This window comes from Winslowiella toletana (assembly GCF_017875465.1).
GTDB classification, from domain to species: Bacteria; Pseudomonadota; Gammaproteobacteria; order Enterobacterales; family Enterobacteriaceae; genus Erwinia; species Erwinia toletana.
The window spans coordinates 2,267,935-2,285,062 of the sequence record NZ_JAGGMQ010000001.1; the positions used below are offsets into that span (position 1 = coordinate 2,267,935).

The following is a 17,128-nucleotide window of genomic DNA, read 5'->3' on the forward strand; positions in this document are numbered from 1 at the left end:
AAAACAGGGATTAATAGTTATTGCTCAGCAACGAGCTATTGTGAACCCACGGAGGGGCGCGGCGTCCTTGCCTTTGTGCCGTTAAAGCGAGCGTAATGTGGCATGCACTTCGCCATCGCCCACTTTAATATCCAGTAATCCGGCCAGACGTTTACTGACCAGCTCGATATCAAAAGCAGCAGCAGATACCGGGCTAAAATCGAAAATAGAACGTTGTGAGGCATTGGCTTCCGCCACGCTCTCATCACGATGCACCACGCCAAGCAGTTTTTCACCCAGACGTTGCTGCATAAAAGCAGTGACATCGCGGCTGATATTACGACGCGCATCACTCTGGTTAAGAATAAAATAGTGACCGGCTTTATCATTCAGCGCGCTGCCAATCAGTCGCTCATTTTCAATTTGCGGCAGCAGCGACAGTGAAGCGGTATCCGCCAGCATTACCACCAGATGAAGATCCGCCAGCGCTTTCATCGCTTTTAATGCCGGACCGGGGCCCGGCGGGAAATCGGCAATAATCACCAGGCCAGGATAGTTAAGCACCGTATCCAGCCCGCGACGCAGGAACAGCGGGTCGTTCGCCAGATTATTTTCAAAGGCGACACGCTCATCTTCACTGACATCACCATAAGGCATTACAAAGATATTGCCGCCGGTGGTCAGAATGGAGGCGCTCCAGTCGGAATTTTCTGCGGACTTTGCCACAAAACCACGGCCATCGGCCAGCGGCACGCCAAAGTGCAGGCGCAAGGCATTTTGCACATCAAAGTCCACCACCAGCACCTTGCTGCCGCTACGCGCCAGCGCGAAGGCAAGATTAGCCGCCATGGTTGTTTTACCGACGCCACCTTTAGGGGAACACACGCAAACTAACGGCATAGGGCAATTTTCTCTAGCAAAGGTTTTAACAACGACTCTTTTGTCACGCTGACGGCAGGGCCAGTGTGACGCGCATTAAACAACTGTTTGTAGCGTAGCGCATTTTCCGCCGGCGCGGGCGCTGACGCTGCCGGAGCAGCGGCAACCGCAGCAGTCAGGGCGGCGCCGGCTTGCAGTAACAGTGGTCCTGCGGCAGGTACCGCCGCGGCTGGTGGCGCAGGTTTTGCTTCAGGCGCAGCGAAAGAGGAGAGATCGGTTCCCAGCGCCCCCAGCGCCGGAAACGATGTCGCAGCAGGCGCCTGAGCCTGTGGCGCAGTCACCTCGGGTTGTGGCTCAGCCACAACCGACGCAGGCTTTAAAGTCGCGGCGATGCTGTCAAACAGCGTACCGCCCTGCGTGCCCACCGATGGCGCGGCGACAAACGATTTCACCACCTGATGGGATGGTTTTGCGGTTGAAAACTGGTCTTTTGCGATCGGCTGCGGCTGAATAACATCAATACTCTGGCCACGGTCCAGCGCAGAGTTGCTGTTATTGTCACTGAGTAGCTGCTTGATAATCGCCCAATTAGTCATATCAGACTCAAGAGTTTGCTCAGACATGTCCTTGAATTTAATATTATTTGTCTGAGTTTTTTCTTTGAAGCGCTGCAGATCATCATAACTTTTCATATGATTTCAACTGAATTCGTTAGGGGGTGAATTTCGCAGAATATAGCACACAACTTTTCGCCAGGTGAGAATATTCTGATTAATAAAGGGTCCTGCGCCATCATGATTTTTAATCTACAGGATTTATTATTTATCGATGATTACGAATGTTATTTATTGTGGGCGTGACTATCAGTTTGGTTAAATTAATACCCTGCCATCGCTTTTACTGATAATGCATAAACAGCGATTTAATTAAGCATTACTCAATACAGGTATTTAAGTGGAATGGGGCAAAATAAAGGCCGGTTTTCACCGGCCTGCTGACGACATTTATCCTGCGTCTGGCTGCTCGTCCTGATCGACCGCAAAGCAGGCCACCTGTTGTTCACCATACTGCTTCAGCTGCGGCTGCAACTGTGTGCAGGTGCCGAAACGACGGTGGCAACGGGCGTTGAACGCACAACCCGGTGGCGGATTAAGCGGGCTGGGCAGCTCTCCCGTCAGCTTGATGCGCTGGCGACGGTCATCCGGATTCAGGCGTGGCGTCGCGGACAACAGCGCCTGGGTATAAGGGTGACGCGGATTAGCAAACACCGCCTCTTTACTGCCTTTTTCTACACAACGACCCAGGTACATCACCATCACTTCATCAGCGATATGTTCAACTACCGATAAATCGTGCGAGATAAACACATACGACAGCCCCAAATCCTGCTGCAAATCCATCATCAGGTTTAATACTTGCGCCCGAACCGAAACGTCGAGGGCGGAAACCGGTTCATCGGCAATCAGCACATCCGGATCGAGCATCAGACCACGTGCAATAGCAATACGCTGACGCTGACCGCCGGAAAACATATGCGGATAGCGATCGTAATGCTCGGTCTTCAGGCCCACTTTCGCCATCATCTCCAGCGCTTTTTCACGGCGCTCGGCTTTGCTTAGCGAAGTATTGATCACCAGTGGCTCTTCCAGAATATGGCTGACTTTTTTACGCGGATTCAGTGAGCCATACGGGTTCTGAAACACAATCTGGATTTTCTGCCGACGTAATTTCTGCGCCTGCGGATCGTGTTTCAGCAGATCCTGACCATGCCAGTAGAGCTGGCCTTCGGTTGGCGTCTCAATCATGGTCAGCAGACGACCGAGCGTCGACTTACCACAGCCTGACTCACCGACCACGGCCAGCGTTTTGCCGCGCTCCAGATTAAAGGAGACGCCATCCAGCGCCTTAACCAGACGCTCCTGGCCAAACAGACCCTTTTTCACCGGATAGTGCTTTTTCAGATCGATGGCCTGCAGCAGATATTGCTGCTCCAGCGTTTTTGCATCACTCATAAGTTGGTCTCCCGGCATCATCCAGAGGGAAATGACATTTGGACTGACGCCCCGGAATATCACGTAATTCAGGCTCTTCACTACGACAGCGCACGTTGGCGTACGGGCAGCGTGGGTTCAGCAGGCAGCCATTCGGGCGGTCATATTTACCCGGCACCACACCTGGCAGTGACGCCAGCCGCGCTTTATCAGCGGCAAACTCCGGCAACGCGCGCAGCAGCGCCTGAGTGTACGGATGACGCGGCGCGCGGAAGATATCCACCGCTTTACCGGTTTCCACCACTTGCCCGGCGTACATCACAATAATGTGCTGCGCGGCTTCCGCCACCAGCGCCAGATCGTGAGTAATCAGGATCAGCGCCATATTTTCCTGACGCTGCAGATCGAGCAACAGTTCAATAATCTGCGCCTGAATGGTCACATCCAGCGCCGTGGTCGGTTCATCAGCAATCAGCAACTTTGGCCGACAGGCAATCGCCATGGCGATCATCACGCGCTGGCTCATCCCGCCGGAGAGCTGATGCGGATAAACATCCAGACGTGAGGCGGGATCGGGGATCCCAACCTGATTCAGCAGGTCAATCGCCCGCTGACGGCGCGTACGGCGATTGCCGCCCTGATGCACCTTAATCGCTTCCATAATCTGGAAACCAACGGTGTAGCAGGGGTTGAGGCTGGTCATCGGATCCTGGAAAATCATCGCCACTTCCGAGCCCACCAGCTGGCGGCGCTCTTTTTCGGAGATTTTCTTCAGATCGCGCTGGTTAAATTCCAGTTTGTCGGCGGTGACGCGACCGGGATAATCAATCAGTCCCATAATCGCCAGTGAGCTAACCGATTTGCCGGAACCAGACTCGCCGACAATGCCGACCACCTGACCCTGCTCAACCTGATAGCTGATACGATCTACCGCGCGGAACGGTGCTTTTTCGTCGCCGAAATGCACCGATAGTTGTTCTATATTAAGTAATGCCATCTCGGTGCCTCTTTACTGCTTGAGTTTCGGATCGAGGGCATCACGCAAGCCATCGCCCATCAGGTTAAATGCCAGAACCGTCAGCAGAATCGCGACGCCAGGGAAGGTCACGACCCACCAGGCACTTTGCGCATACTGCAATACATCGGAGAGCATGGTGCCCCACTCCGGCGTTGGCGGTTGCGCGCCCATACCCAAGAAGCCCAACGCGGCCATATCGAGAATCGCGTTAGAGAAGCCAAGCGAAGCCTGCACAATCAGCGGTGCGAGGCAGTTTGGCAAAATATTGACAAACATCTGCCGAATCGCACCGGCGCCAGCCACCCGTGAAGCGGTGACGTAATCGCGATGCACTTCCACCAGCACCGCCGCGCGCGTTAAGCGGATATAGTGCGGCAGGGCGACAAAGGTCAAAGCAATGGAGGCGTTGACAATCGACGGACCGAAAATCGCCACCAGCACCAGCGCCAGCAGCAGACTTGGCAGCGCCAGCATAATATCCACCAGACGCATAATGATGGCGTCAACCGTGCCGCCCACGTAGCCAGCGATTAAGCCGAACACCACGCCGAGGATCAGCGACAGCACCACCACCATACAACCCACCAGCAGCGACAGGCGGGCGCCATACATCAGACGCGACAGCACATCGCGGCCAACATCATCGGTGCCAAACAGAAACTCCCAGCTGCCGCCTTCCTGCCAGACGGGCGGACGCAGCAGCGAATCGCGGAACTGCTCCGCAGGCGCATGCGGCGCCAGCACGCTGGCGAACACCGCGATTAAAATCATGATAACCACGTACACCAGACCGACTACTGCGCCTTTGTTACGTTTAAAGTAGTGCCAGAATTCCTGAATCGGGGTCATCGGCTTTGGTGCAGCAGTGATGCTGCTCGGATCAACTTGAGACATGCCGGCCCCCTTATTTTTTATGTCGGATACGTGGGTTAACCACGCCGTATAGCAGGTCGACCAGCAGGTTTACCAGGATAATCAAGGTAGCCACCAGCAGAACACCGCCCTGCACCACCGGATAGTCACGACGCTGTAGCGCATCGATTAACCAGCGGCCCAGTCCCGGCCATGAGAAGATTGTTTCGGTCAGGATCGCACCCGCCAGCAGCGTGCCGACTTGCAGACCAATCACCGTCACCACCGGTAACATCGCGTTGCGCAGCGCATGCACCACAATCACCCGCATGCGGGTCAGCCCTTTGGCGCGTGCGGTGCGGATATAATCCTCACCCAGCACTTCCAGCATTGACGAGCGGGTCATACGCACAATCACCGCCAACGGAATCGTGCCAAGCACCACCGCAGGCAGGATCATATGCATCAATGCATCTTTGAAGTCGCCGGGTTCACCCCAGAAGAAAGTGTCAATAATCATAAAACCGGTCAGCGGCATCGTATCGTCGAGGAATACCGTATCGCCGATTCGCCCGGAGACCGGCGTCAGATTGAGCTGCACCGACACCAGCATGATCATCATCATGCCCCACCAGAAGATCGGCATTGAGTAGCCGGTGAGGGAGATGCCCACCGCGGTGTGATCGAAAATCGAGCCGCGTTTTACCGCCGCCAGCACACCGACCGGAATCCCCACCGCAACCGCAAACAGCATCGCGCAGATACCCAGTTCCAGCGTCGCTTTAAAGCGCGGCACAAACTCATCCCATACCGGGATGCGACTTTTCAGTGAAATACCCAGGTCGCCATGCATTACGCCGTTGATGTAGGTGAGGTACTGCTTCCACATCGGCTGATCCAGCCCCAGCTGGGCCAGTAATTGCGCATGACGTTCAGGAGAGATGCCACGTTCACCGGCCATAATCATTACCGGGTCGCCCGGTATCAGGTGAACGAAAGCGAAAGTTAATAGGGTGATACCAATAAACGTTGGGATAACCAGACCCAAACGTCGGAGTATGAACTGCAACATAATCCGTATTCTCTGTAATCTCCCGCAGCCGTAACCAACGGGATTTATAATTGCTCACATCTGGCGAAACGCTGACCAGCGCTCACCGTGACACGCCTGATACCAGGTATCAAAGTGCCTTTACCAGTTTATTCATCCGGGAAAAGGGCCAGCAATGCTGGCCCTGCAGATCAGAACGACTTACTCAGCGACATCAACGTTGACGAAGTAGTGGCCGCCTAATGGATCAACCACATAACCACTGACTTTCTTACTGACTGGCTCGTAGACGGTAGAGTGCGCGATAATCAGGGCAGGCGCCTGGTCATGCATCACTACCTGAGCTTGCTTGTAGTATTCGATACGTTTGTTGTGATCGTCAGTGGCGCGAGCCGGCTGGATCTGCTCTTCAAACGGCTTGTAACACCAGCGCGAATAGTTAGAGCCATCTTTAGCCGCCGCACAGCTGAACAGGGTGGCGAAGAAGTTATCCGGATCCCCATTATCACCGGTCCAGCCCATCATCACCGTCTGGTGTTCACCTGATTTAGCACGCTTCAGATACTCGCCCCACTCGTAGGTAACGATCTTGGCTTTCACGCCAATTTTCGCCCAGTCGGACTGAATCATCTCCGCCATACGACGCGCATTTGGGTTGTATGGACGCTGTACTGGCATTGCCCACAGGTCGATGGAGAAACCATCCGCCATACCCGCTTCTTTCAGCAGTGCTTTCGCTTTTTCCACATCATACGGATAATCCTGCACCGCATCGTTGTAGCCCCACATGGTCGGTGGGATCAGGTTCTTAGCCGCCTGGCCAGCGCCCTGATACACGGCTTCAATAATCGCTTTTTTATTTACCGCCATGGTCAGCGCCTGACGCACTTTCAGGTTATCCAGCGGCTTTTTCTCAACGTTAAATGACAGATAGCCGACATTCAGGCCTGGCTGCTCCATCAGGTTGATATTCTTATCTTCCTTCATGCGCGCGATATCAGCCGGGTTCGGGTACGGCATCACCTGGCATTCGCCTTTCTGCATTTTCGCATAACGCACGGAAGCATCCGGGGTAATTGAGAACACTAAGCGATCAATCTTCGGCTTGGTGCCCCAGTAGTCCGGGTTAGCTTTGTACAGAATGCGTGAATCTTTCTGGTACTGCTGCAACTGGAATGGACCGGTACCGACCGGGTTCAGATCCACTTTATCCGGGGTGCCGGCTTTCAGCATATTGTCTGCGTATTCGGCAGAGAGCACGGAAGCGAAGTCCATCCCCAGGTCAGCGAGGAACGGCGACTCAGGGCGAGTCAGCACAAAGCGTACGGTGTTATCGTCCACTTTCTCGATTTTGCTGATCAGGTTTGGCATATCCATGCCGTCGAAGTATTCGTAGCTGCCGCCGGAAACACCATGATATTTGTTGTTTTTATCCAGCTGGCGCTCAAAGGTGAACACCACGTCGTCGGCGTTGAAATCACGCGTCGGTTTGAAATCTTTGGTGGTGTGCCACTTCACACCTTTACGCAGGTGGAAAGTGTAGGTCTTGCCATCTTCGCTGACATCCCATTTTTCTGCCAGCGCAGGCTGAATTTCGGTAGTACCGATTTTGAACTCAACCAGACGGTTGTAGATCTGACGGGAACTGGCGTCATAGGTGGTGCCGGAGGTAAACAACTGCGGGTTAAAACCTTCAGGCGAGCCTTCTGAACAGTAGACGAGGGTCTTCGCCTGGACACCGGTGGCTATGGTCATCGCGATCAGGCTCAGACCCACCTTCAGCATCCCTGTTTTAGCCAAGGAAATACTCATGCTTATACTCCAATGTGATGTGTTGTTGTGTGCGTTACGCCCGACCTGTGTTTTTTTAGTGTGGCCGGTGCGTGCATGCCCTCAGGCATCAATGAGAAGGAGAGCTATTAACGTCTGACTCCGTGGAATCCATCAGACGAATCCGCTTCCTGCCGCCTTATTGAGGCATCAATTTGTCAACAGTTGCAACTAACGTCAATACAAAGACCAGGTATTTACACATAGTGTGAGAAACAGCAAGCAAACATAAAAAAAACAGATCAGTAACAATTGCAGTCGAAAAATGCGCTATCAGCAGCAATAACCAGACTATGATCGCGTGTATTAAATTATTACCAGTGATTTACTCCATTAAAAAACAATTAAAAATTCTCGTTTAATGATGAATATCTGCACGATTAGTTTTGTGATCCAGCGCAAATCAGCTAAATATGCTGCAAGGCGGGTATAAGAAATGGTCAACAAGCGCCATTCGGTCATAAGCAGAACGTGTCGCGAAATAAGGGGCGTTTCCTGTTACAGCAGGGGTATTGATTACTCTATGCAGGAATTATGCGAAATAGTATTTAACGTTGCATAAATAAAATACAACGACAGAATAAGCTGGTCTGATTAGTAAAAACCACAGGATTACTGTCAGCCAGCTCGATTCTTTCTGCGCCGCCAGGGTTTGAAGGGGTGGTTACCGGTGGAATCGCCGGGCGGCGAGAACGCCGCCCCTACAGGAAACGGTGGTCTGTTGCAGAGACGGCGTTTTCGCCGCCCTCCGGGAAATCTGGCGTTAAAGGATATTTTACAGACAACAAAAAACCCCTGTCATTACTGACAGGGGTTCTGAAGATGGTCGGCGAGAGAGGATTCGAACCTCCGACCCACTGGTCCCAAACCAGTTGCGCTACCAAGCTGCGCTACTCGCCGATGGGGGCGCATGTTACTGCGCGGCCCCGGGAGCGTCAACGACTTTTTGTGAAATGCGCCTCAACCGCCTGGAAAGCATGCATATTCGGCTGAGGCAGCCGATTACGGCTTAGCATCCGGCGCCTGGCACCAGTTATTTGCCGCTTTAATCCCGCCATTTGGAGAAGTGTAACCTAAGCAACCGAGAATCGTGTCAAACAGCTCAACATGACGATGGGTTTTGCCAGTTCGCTGCTGCGCCTGCAAACGCTCAAACGCACTTTTATTTTTGTCATCGGCCAGATACTTATCGGATGCCCAGACAATCATCGGCACGCGGAACTGCTCAGGTGGCGCCATTTCACGCGGCGTACCATGCAGATGCATATTCTCGCTGATCGATTCACCATGATCAGAGGCATAGAACACGATGGCTTTCTTATCACGTAACTGATCGAATACGCTATCCAGCACGCTATCGGTATACAGCACCGAGTTATCAAACGCGTTGATTAACTGCGCCTTACTGCAGAAATCATCCACTCCCATACATTCTGGCTGATAGCGGGCAAAATCACGCGGGTAACGCTGCGAATAGAGATAGTGCGAACCTTTGGTATGCAGCACCACCAGATGCTTGCCCTGAGGATGGCGATCGACGGATGCTTTCAGTTCCTGCACCAGCAACATATCGTCTACCGGCTTACCCTGGTTACGCTTCTCGGAACCAATCTGCTCACGGAAGGCGTAGTTATCAGCATCGGTATTGTTGTAGAACCAGACTTCGCTCTGCATCGCGAACAGTTCAGAGCTGAAACCAAGCTCTTTCAGTACCGCAAACACGTTCTGCTCTTTCAGCGTACGTCCCGGATTGTCCATGGTGCCGCCTTCGCGCACAAACATACAGCGTAGTGAAAGTTTGGTCGAGGTATCACAGGATTCGCCGCGGAAAGCCACCAGGTTCTTCTCTTTTGACAGCTTTGGCGTGGTATCACGCTCGTAACCGAGAATGCCCATATGGTCCCAGCGCGTGGTCTCACCAATCACAAACACCACATAGGTGTCGTCGATGCCAGCCGGTGCGACATAGCTGAATTTCGCTGCCGGATCGAGCAGATCCTGGTCGTTCATCGTCTCGTCAGCACGGGTATAAGCAAACAGCCCCAGCGCGGAGAGCCAGTTGGATGGCAGGTAAGAGTGCGCAACCACACCGCCATAGCTTGGCAGATCGATATTGGTGGTTTTTTCCTGCGCCGACTGCTGATGATCAAAATAACGAATCGGCAGATAAGTCAGCGCTACCGCAACCAGCAGAATAGCCAGTGGCTTCAGGCGCTGTCCCGGCGTTTTCAGCTGCTCCAGCAGCGTCATACTCAGCTTATTGCGCCAAACCATCAGCAACGGCACGGCGCTCACCAGCACCATCCAGGCAATAAATTGCAGGCCGACCACTTCTTTCGACAGATCAATATCGGTGGTCATCACTGATGCCACGATGCCATAGCCAATCACCACATTGAAAAATGCCATGTAATAGCTGGCGGCCACCGACACCACCACCAGAAGCGTGGCGACAATACGGTAGAACAACTTGCCGCCCAGCGACATTAAGCGCATCAGGAAGAAAGTGAGTAAAACGATGGCAATCACTTCAGCCGCTGCTGAGAGCCAGTTTTTTAGTGAAGGGTGAGTAACATAGGGATCAAAACGTCGATAAAAGACGGGAAGATTCAACAAGATACCAAGATAAAGCGCCAGCAAAAGCGAGAGCTTTTGTTGGGTTAAAGATTTTATATAATTCATTCGATCCTATTTTCCCGGCATGGCGGTGTAAGCCCTAAACGCTAATCAGACCCTATTATCACGCCAGAGTTCGGGGAGCATATTATTTAGCTGTTTCCCTTGAATTGAAGGCGGATTTTGCTGAGCCTGGGGTCTCACCCGCAGGACGCAGCGAAGGACGTAGTAAAGCATATAAAGTAGCCTGACTCGGCAAAAAATAAGCATCGTGACGAGCAAATCGGCGAAAGGGAACGTTTTTCAGAAAGATGGAGGGGGGGCGGATTTGTAAAGGGAGCCATCATTGGCTCCCCGCGTAATATCAGTTAATGATATTCAGCGTCACATCAATATTGCCGCGCGTCGCGTTAGAGTACGGGCAAACAATATGTGCAGCATCAACCAGTTTCTGCGCTTCAGCGCTGTCCATACCTGGCAGATGAATATTCAGCTGCGCTTCAATGCCAAAGCCGGTCGGGATCGGACCGATACCGACTTCACCTTCGATAAACGCGTCTTTTGGCAGGGCGATTTTATCGCGACCGGCAACAAATTTCATCGCTCCGAGGAAGCAGGCAGAGTAACCGGCGGCAAACAGCTGCTCAGGGTTAGTGGCTTCACCACCTGCGCCCCCCATCTCTTTTGGCACGCCAAGTTGCACGTCCAGCACGCCGTCGGAAGAGGTTGCACGACCATCACGGCCGCCAGTGGCCTTAGCTTTTGCACGATATACGACTTTTTCTAATGACATAAAGGTATTCCTTTTCTGATGGTGTAGCCCCACAGGGCAGATTTACACACTATTAAATCGCGAGCGACTTACAGGGACAGACAATAAAATTATAGATCAGCACCGTGACAGATTTTACAACGCAGGATGACAATAAGTGGCGGTGCTGACTCTTTTTTGACATCTTGATAACGAATGATAAGTTAAAATATAGATAGCGCACTACATAATTGCAAGCGACATTTTCAGCGGGGGACGATTTTGATGCAATCTCTGGAAGAACAGGCACGACGTTATGCCACTAAAGCCCATGCTGAGGCGGGACAACGCCGCAAATATACTGATGAACCCTATATTGTCCATCCGGCGGCGGTGGTGGAACTGGTGCGCAGCGTAACCGATAACGAAGTGATGCTGGCCGCGGCCTGGTTACATGACACGGTCGAAGACACCGGCAGTACGTTAAATGATATTGAAAGCCACTTTGGCATCGAAGTCGCACAACTGGTTGGTATGCTGACCGATACGCCACAGCCGCAGGCAAAAAATCGCGCCAGACGTAAAGTCGCCCATTTCCGCCATACCGCTGAAGCCAGCCCCGCGGCGCAAACCATTAAACTGGCCGATATTATCGATAATACCCGCTCGATTATTCAGTTTGACGCCAGTTTTGCGCGCATTTATCTGGTGGAAAAACGCGTGCAAATTGCGCTGCTGAAAAACGGCGATGCCGAACTGTGGCAGCAGGCCTCAATAATTATTGAACAGGGGATCCTGCAGTTAACCACACCGCCCTATAACGTGCCGCCAGCGTGGTTTGAAAATCAGATGGCGCGCTACAGTGATTAACCTGCTGGCATTACTCAGTTAAACGCAACAGCAGGTTTTTACCCGTTTCAGTCAGCCGGTAACGTTGCTGTGGACTTTGTGGTTTCTGCGGCAGCGTCATCTCAATCAGCTGGCTGTTAAGTGCGGGTTGCAGATAACGCTCGCGTAAAGACTTTCTGTCCTGCAATGCCAATGCATCCTGAATCTGTTCGCGCGACATTTCACCCTGTAAACTTCTCAACAACCTGGTAACTTGGGGGGTAACTTGGGGGGTAGCTTGGGGGGTAGCTTGGGGGGTCAGCGCTTCGGTTATCGCACTTAATATCATCTGCAACATAAATTCGACAAAAGCGGCGCAGTCGCTCTCTGCGGTGCTGCGATTGATAGCCTGATAATATTCGGCCTGATGATCATGCACCAGACTCTCCACCGGGATATGGCTAAAAAGCGGATTCCAGTGAGACATAATCAGCGTTTGCCATAAGCGCCCCATTCTTCCATTGCCATCGGCAAAAGGATGGATAAATTCAAATTCATAGTGAAAAACAGAGCTGGCAATTAGTGGTGGTAGCGAGGTAGTTTTTAGCCAGCCGAGTAGCTGTGACATTAACAACGGTACCCGGCTGGCAGGCGGCGCCATATGAATCACCGTCGAACCGCTCATCACGCCCACGCTTCCCGCTCGATAGATCCCTGCTTCAGACAACAATCCCTTCATCAATAGCTTATGTGCCGCTTTCAGATGCGACTCCTGCCAGGCTTGCCAGCGCGGTAGTTCGCGATAGCAGGCAATGGCATTCTCCGCTTCGAGAATATCCACCGGCGGAGCAATAACCCGTTTTCCGTCGAGAATAGCGGTAATCTGCGCTTCACTCAGGGTATTGCCTTCGATCGCCAGTGACCCCTGAATGGTGCGGATTCGGTTAATACGCCGCAGTTTTAATGCCTGCTCCTGCTGGATCTCAAGCCGTGCGCAGGCGGCGCCAATCTCGGTCGCCAGCGAGACAATCAATGGGGTCAGGGTCACAGGTGGGCTATAAGCAGTCATTGGGTCCGGAAAAAGATAAAAGATTCAGCAAAGGTTATCCTGAAACCTTACCCCGACCCCAGAAATAATTCACCCGCCAGCTGGCGGGTGAATGAAAAATCAGTCTAACAGTTGTCGACCTAAGGTCGGATTCGAATGCAGTAACTTCATCAGCTTCTGCGCGGTGCCTGACGGCCTGGTGCGCTTCGCTTCCCAACTTTTAACCGAAGAGATACTCACACCCATCACCCGGGCGAATTCATCAACCTGCATGCCGGTAATTTCCCGCAATCGTTGTGGTTCTGGCATTGATACGGATTCGGCCTGCAAGGCGGGAGCAACTTTGATAACTTCACGAGCTAAAACGATCTGTTCCAGACTACTTAACAGCTCAAACATAGGGTCTTTATTTTCCATCGAGAACTCCTTTACGACTCACAATGAAATGACATTAATCGGCACCAGAGGGAGAACGCCAAAAGCCAGGCGCTCAAGGCTGGTTCCCTGCAGCCGGAGAGATCGTCAGGTCAGCGCAGGGAAAGCCAGGATCCTAAGTATTAGTTGAAGGCCAGCGAATTGCGCCCACTTTTTTGACTATTTTTTCATCTTGCTTTATGAGTCTGAGGTCTCAATCAACAGCAACAGTTGCCCCGCCTGGACTTGCTGGCCTGGAGTACGCTGCAGCGCGCGAATTTTGCCACTGACCGGCGCGGTAATCGGGATCTCCATCTTCATCGATTCCAGGATACCGACGGTCTCACCGGCATTAATTATGCTGCCAGGCTCCACCAGCCACTGCCACAGGCTGCCGGCAATCTGACTCTCCACGCCGCAGCAGTTATCGGGGATGGTTTCGACTTGCTGCATCTCGTTCGGCAAACTGCTGTCAAAGGTAAACTGGCCGTCGGCGCGCCAGCGCGCCAGCTCCTGATCGAAAGCCTGCTGACGCCGTTGCTGAAAAGCATCGATCGCCGTTTGCTGCTGCTCCAGCTCTGCCTGATAGCCTGCAAGACTGAACTCCCCCTCCTCGACGCGCAACGGATAGTCGCCCCACGGGAAACGCTCACGGATCTCCAGCAACGCTTCGGCACTGACCGGATAAAAGCGGATCTGATCGAAAAAGCGCAGCAGCCACGGCTGATGAAAGGCTGCGGTTTGGCGATCGCGGTTCCACATCTGCAGGGTGCGACCCACAAACTGATAACCTCCCGGCCCTTCCATGCCGTAGACACACATATAGGCGCCGCCAATGCCCACTGAATTCTCGGCGGTCCAGGTACGCGCCGGATTGTATTTGGTGGTCACCAGCCGATGGCGCGGATCGAGCGGCGTGGCAACCGGCGCGCCAAGGTAGACATCTCCCAGCCCCATCACCAGATAACGGGCGCTAAATACGATCTCTTTCACCTGTTCAACCGAATCCAGTCCGTTAATACGACGAATAAATTCGATATTGCTCGGGCACCAGGGCGCGTCTGGCCGCACCGACTGGGTATAACGGGTAATCGCCTCGCGACAGGCGCCATCGTCCCAGCTGAGCGGCAGCCAGACGGTGCGTGACGGCACGGTGGCGGCCTGCAACGAACCGAGCGCGCTATCAGCCTCACAAATTTGCGCCAGTAGCTGTTCACGCGGACAGATCAGACTATTAAAGTGGATTTGCAGCGAACGGATACCCGGCGTCAGTTCCAGCCGGCCATTAACGGGATGCTGCTCCAGCCACTGCATCAGCGCATGAACACGAAAACGCAGGGCGATATCCAGCTGCTGCTCGCCATATTCCACCAGCAGGAAGCGATCCCCGGCGGCGCGAATGGTCAGCGACGGCAGCGCGCCTGCGGCATCGTGGGTGTACAGCAACGGATCGCTGCGCGTGGCGCTTAACGCTCCCTGCGGCTGATGGCTTAGCGTCGCCACTTCCTGCTCGCTCAGCAATGCCAGGCGATCGGCCTCCGCCAGTGTGACCGGCACAAAACGCAGGCTATCGCCCGCTTTAAGTTGTCCCACCTGCCAGAGATCGGCGGCAATTACCGTCGCCGGACAGACAAATCCGCCCAGCGATGGCCCGTCCGGCCCCAGAATCACCGGCATATCGCCGGTAAAGTCGATAGTGCCAAAGGCGTAAGCATTATCATGAATATTTGACGGATGCATTCCTGCTTCGCCGCCATCGCTGCGCGCCCACTCCGGCTTCGGTCCAATCAGACGCACGCCGGTGCGGCTGGAGTTGTAATGCACCTGCCACTCCGCGCTAAAAAAGCTATCGATATCCTCAGGCGTAAAGAAATCTGGCGCACCATGCGGGCCATACACCACCCGCAGCTGCCACTGATGCGACATCGCCGGGGTCAGCGCCGCTGGCAGCGCGGCGGACGGACGCACCGCGGGAGCGGCCAGATGCAGCACATCGCCCGCGCGCAGCTGCCGGCCAGCATGGCCGCCAAATTTACCCAGCGTAAAAGTGCTGCGGCTGCCAAGATATTGCGGGCAGTCAATGCCGCCCGCCAGCAGCAGATAACTGCGACAACCGGCATCACGAATATCCCCCAGCGCCAGCGTCTGTCCGGCGCGGGCATTAATGATTTCATTGTGTTTAACCGGCTGCTGATCGAGCCGCGCATCGATCTGCGCCCCGCTAATCACCAGCGCGCAATCACGATTAAAGCGCAATGTCGGGCCGTGCAGGGTGATCTCCAGTCCGGCGGCATCCGGGTGATTGCCGAGCAGCTGATTCGCCAGGCGGAAGGAGCGGCTGTCGAACGGGCCGGACGGCGGCACGCCAACATGCCAGTAGCCGATACGGCCCGAGGCGTCCTGAATGGTGGTCAGGGTGCCGCCGCTGATAATCTCCAGCGTGGCGGGCGACCAGCTGATATTGCCCAGCGTGGCGGTAATCACCCGCCCCTGCTGCACTTCTGGCAGCCTCAGCAGATGGCGCAGCCAGCGCAGATTGGTTTCGATGCCGTACAGCTGGCTGTTATCCAGCGCTTCCGCCAGCGACGCTAATGCGGCAGGGCGATCGTCGGCATGAACAATCAGCTTCGCCAGCATCGGATCGTAAAACGGCGAGACTTCATTGCCGCTGTCCAGCCAGCGGTCGATACGCAATGTGCCGCGCGACACCTGTTGCGGGAAGTGAACCTGACTTAGCAGTCCGGCGCCCGGCTGGAACTGGCGCGCCGGATCTTCCGCATACAGCCGCACCTGGATGGCATGGCCCTGCGGACGGCTCGGTAAGCTGGCCAGATCCGGCAGCGTACCGGCGCCAAGTTGTACCATCCAGCGCACAATATCGACGCCATACACCATCTCGGTCACGCCATGCTCCACCTGCAAGCGGGTATTCACTTCAAGAAACCAGAACTGCTGCTGCTGTTCGTCATAAACATACTCGACGGTCCCTGCGCTGCGATAGCTGACCGCCTGACACAGGCGCACGGCGGTGGCCTGTAACTGCTGGCGCTGCGCCTCGCTCAGTCCAGGCGCGGGCGTCTCTTCAATCACTTTCTGGTTACGGCGCTGTGCGGAACAGTCGCGTTCACCCAGCGCCAGCACCTGGCCTTTACCGTCGCCAAACACCTGCACTTCGATATGGCGCGCACGGGCGATAAATTTCTCCAAAAAAACGCCATCGTCGGCGAAATTATTACCTGCCAGACGTTTTACGCGGGTAAAAGCATCGATCAGTTGCGACCGGTCATCACAACGCTGCATACCAATACCGCCGCCACCGGCGGTACTTTTTAGCATCACCGGATAACCAATCTCGCTGGCTGCCACACAGGCAGCATCCATATCCCGTAGCAGACCGCTTCCCGGCAGCAGCGGCACCGCGTTCTGCTGCGCCAGCTCCCGCGCCCGATGTTTAAGACCAAAGGCCGCCATCTGTTCCACGGTTGGGCCGAGGAACACCACCCCCGCCAGCTGGCAACGGGTAACAAATCCGGCGTTTTCACTGAGAAAACCGTAGCCCGGATGCACTGCCTCAGCGCCGGAGGTCGCCGCAATCGCCAGCAGCTTGTCCTGATCAAGATAGGTTTCCCGCACATTGCCGTCGCCCAGCGAAAAGGCTTCATCGGCCAGACGGACATGCATCGAATAGCGATCGGCTTCGGCATACACCGCTATCGCTTTAATCCCCATCTGTTTTAAGGTCCGGATAATGCGCACAGCGATGGCGCCACGGTTGGCAATTAATACGCGCTCAAACATGACAAAAGTCTCATTCAGGCAGGTCGTCCTGCGGGGATAGTGACGCTTTAGTTCAGGGCTGGCGGGTCGTCCC

Annotated in this window: 13 protein-coding genes and 1 tRNA gene; 1 reads left to right on the forward strand and 13 read right to left on the reverse strand. The window is 54.2% G+C overall.

Translation table 11 applies throughout. From position 1 onward, the window contains the following. Nucleotides 1-81 precede the first annotated feature (81 nt). From bcsQ to J2125_RS10645, 10 genes are all read right to left on the reverse strand, one after another. On the reverse strand, nt 82-879 hold the full coding sequence (gene bcsQ / locus J2125_RS10600; RefSeq protein ID WP_026111514.1) for a cellulose biosynthesis protein BcsQ: 798 nt from the start codon (nt 877-879) through the stop codon (nt 82-84). Continuing rightward, entirely contained in the window at nt 870-1,550 is a 681-nt protein-coding gene (bcsO, locus tag J2125_RS10605; RefSeq protein ID WP_017799696.1) for a cellulose biosynthesis protein BcsO, read from the reverse strand. The genes bcsQ and bcsO overlap by 10 nt, the downstream gene beginning before the upstream one ends. Before the next feature lie 312 nt (nt 1,551-1,862). Then, nucleotides 1,863-2,870 (reverse strand): dipeptide ABC transporter ATP-binding subunit DppF, encoded by a 1,008-nt coding sequence (gene dppF, locus J2125_RS10610; RefSeq protein WP_017799697.1) that lies wholly within the window; start codon nt 2,868-2,870, stop codon nt 1,863-1,865. Further along, a complete protein-coding gene (gene dppD / locus J2125_RS10615; protein WP_017799698.1) occupies nt 2,863-3,846 on the reverse strand; it encodes a dipeptide ABC transporter ATP-binding protein in 984 nt (327 codons plus the stop codon). The genes dppF and dppD overlap by 8 nt, the downstream gene beginning before the upstream one ends. A 12-nt stretch (nt 3,847-3,858) precedes the next feature. Then, nucleotides 3,859-4,761: a dipeptide ABC transporter permease DppC gene (dppC, locus tag J2125_RS10620; protein WP_017799699.1), complete on the reverse strand. Its 903-nt coding sequence runs from the start codon at nt 4,759-4,761 to the stop codon at nt 3,859-3,861. A gap of 10 nt (nt 4,762-4,771) precedes the next feature. Beyond that, on the reverse strand, nt 4,772-5,791 hold the full coding sequence (gene dppB / locus J2125_RS10625; RefSeq protein WP_026111515.1) for a dipeptide ABC transporter permease DppB: 1,020 nt from the start codon (nt 5,789-5,791) through the stop codon (nt 4,772-4,774). 180 nt (nt 5,792-5,971) lie between these two features. Next, nucleotides 5,972-7,582 carry a dipeptide ABC transporter periplasmic-binding protein DppA gene (dppA, locus tag J2125_RS10630; RefSeq protein ID WP_209499494.1) on the reverse strand — a complete coding sequence of 537 codons (1,611 nt, stop codon included), beginning with the start codon at nt 7,580-7,582 and terminating at the stop codon, nt 5,972-5,974. 841 nt (nt 7,583-8,423) lie between these two features. Next, nucleotides 8,424-8,500, reverse strand: a tRNA-Pro gene (locus J2125_RS10635). A gap of 102 nt (nt 8,501-8,602) precedes the next feature. Further along, complete coding sequence (eptB, locus tag J2125_RS10640; RefSeq protein WP_026111516.1) at nt 8,603-10,282, reverse strand: kdo(2)-lipid A phosphoethanolamine 7''-transferase; 1,680 nt, start codon at nt 10,280-10,282, stop codon at nt 8,603-8,605. A gap of 298 nt (nt 10,283-10,580) precedes the next feature. After that, nucleotides 10,581-11,009, reverse strand: coding sequence for an organic hydroperoxide resistance protein (locus J2125_RS10645; RefSeq protein ID WP_017799704.1), 429 nt, complete (start codon nt 11,007-11,009; stop codon nt 10,581-10,583). A gap of 240 nt (nt 11,010-11,249) precedes the next feature. Between J2125_RS10645 and J2125_RS10650 the strand changes: the two genes are divergently transcribed. After that, nucleotides 11,250-11,837: an HD domain-containing protein gene (locus J2125_RS10650; protein ID WP_085939519.1), complete on the forward strand. Its 588-nt coding sequence runs from the start codon at nt 11,250-11,252 to the stop codon at nt 11,835-11,837. 10 nt (nt 11,838-11,847) lie between these two features. On the opposite strand, the gene J2125_RS10655 is transcribed toward J2125_RS10650, so the two are convergent. The 3 genes from J2125_RS10655 to uca all read right to left on the reverse strand — a co-directional run bounded on the left by J2125_RS10655 (nt 11,848) and on the right by uca (nt 17,055). Then, nucleotides 11,848-12,864: a Fic family protein gene (locus J2125_RS10655; protein WP_017799706.1), complete on the reverse strand. Its 1,017-nt coding sequence runs from the start codon at nt 12,862-12,864 to the stop codon at nt 11,848-11,850. A 99-nt stretch (nt 12,865-12,963) separates the two neighbouring features. Then, nucleotides 12,964-13,260, reverse strand: a complete 297-nt coding sequence (locus tag J2125_RS10660) for an HTH-type transcriptional regulator (protein ID WP_017799707.1) — start codon at nt 13,258-13,260, stop codon at nt 12,964-12,966. 195 nt (nt 13,261-13,455) lie between these two features. Beyond that, nucleotides 13,456-17,055, reverse strand: coding sequence for an urea carboxylase (gene uca, locus J2125_RS10665; RefSeq protein WP_017799708.1), 3,600 nt, complete (start codon nt 17,053-17,055; stop codon nt 13,456-13,458). Between the last annotated feature and the right edge of the window lie 73 nt (nt 17,056-17,128).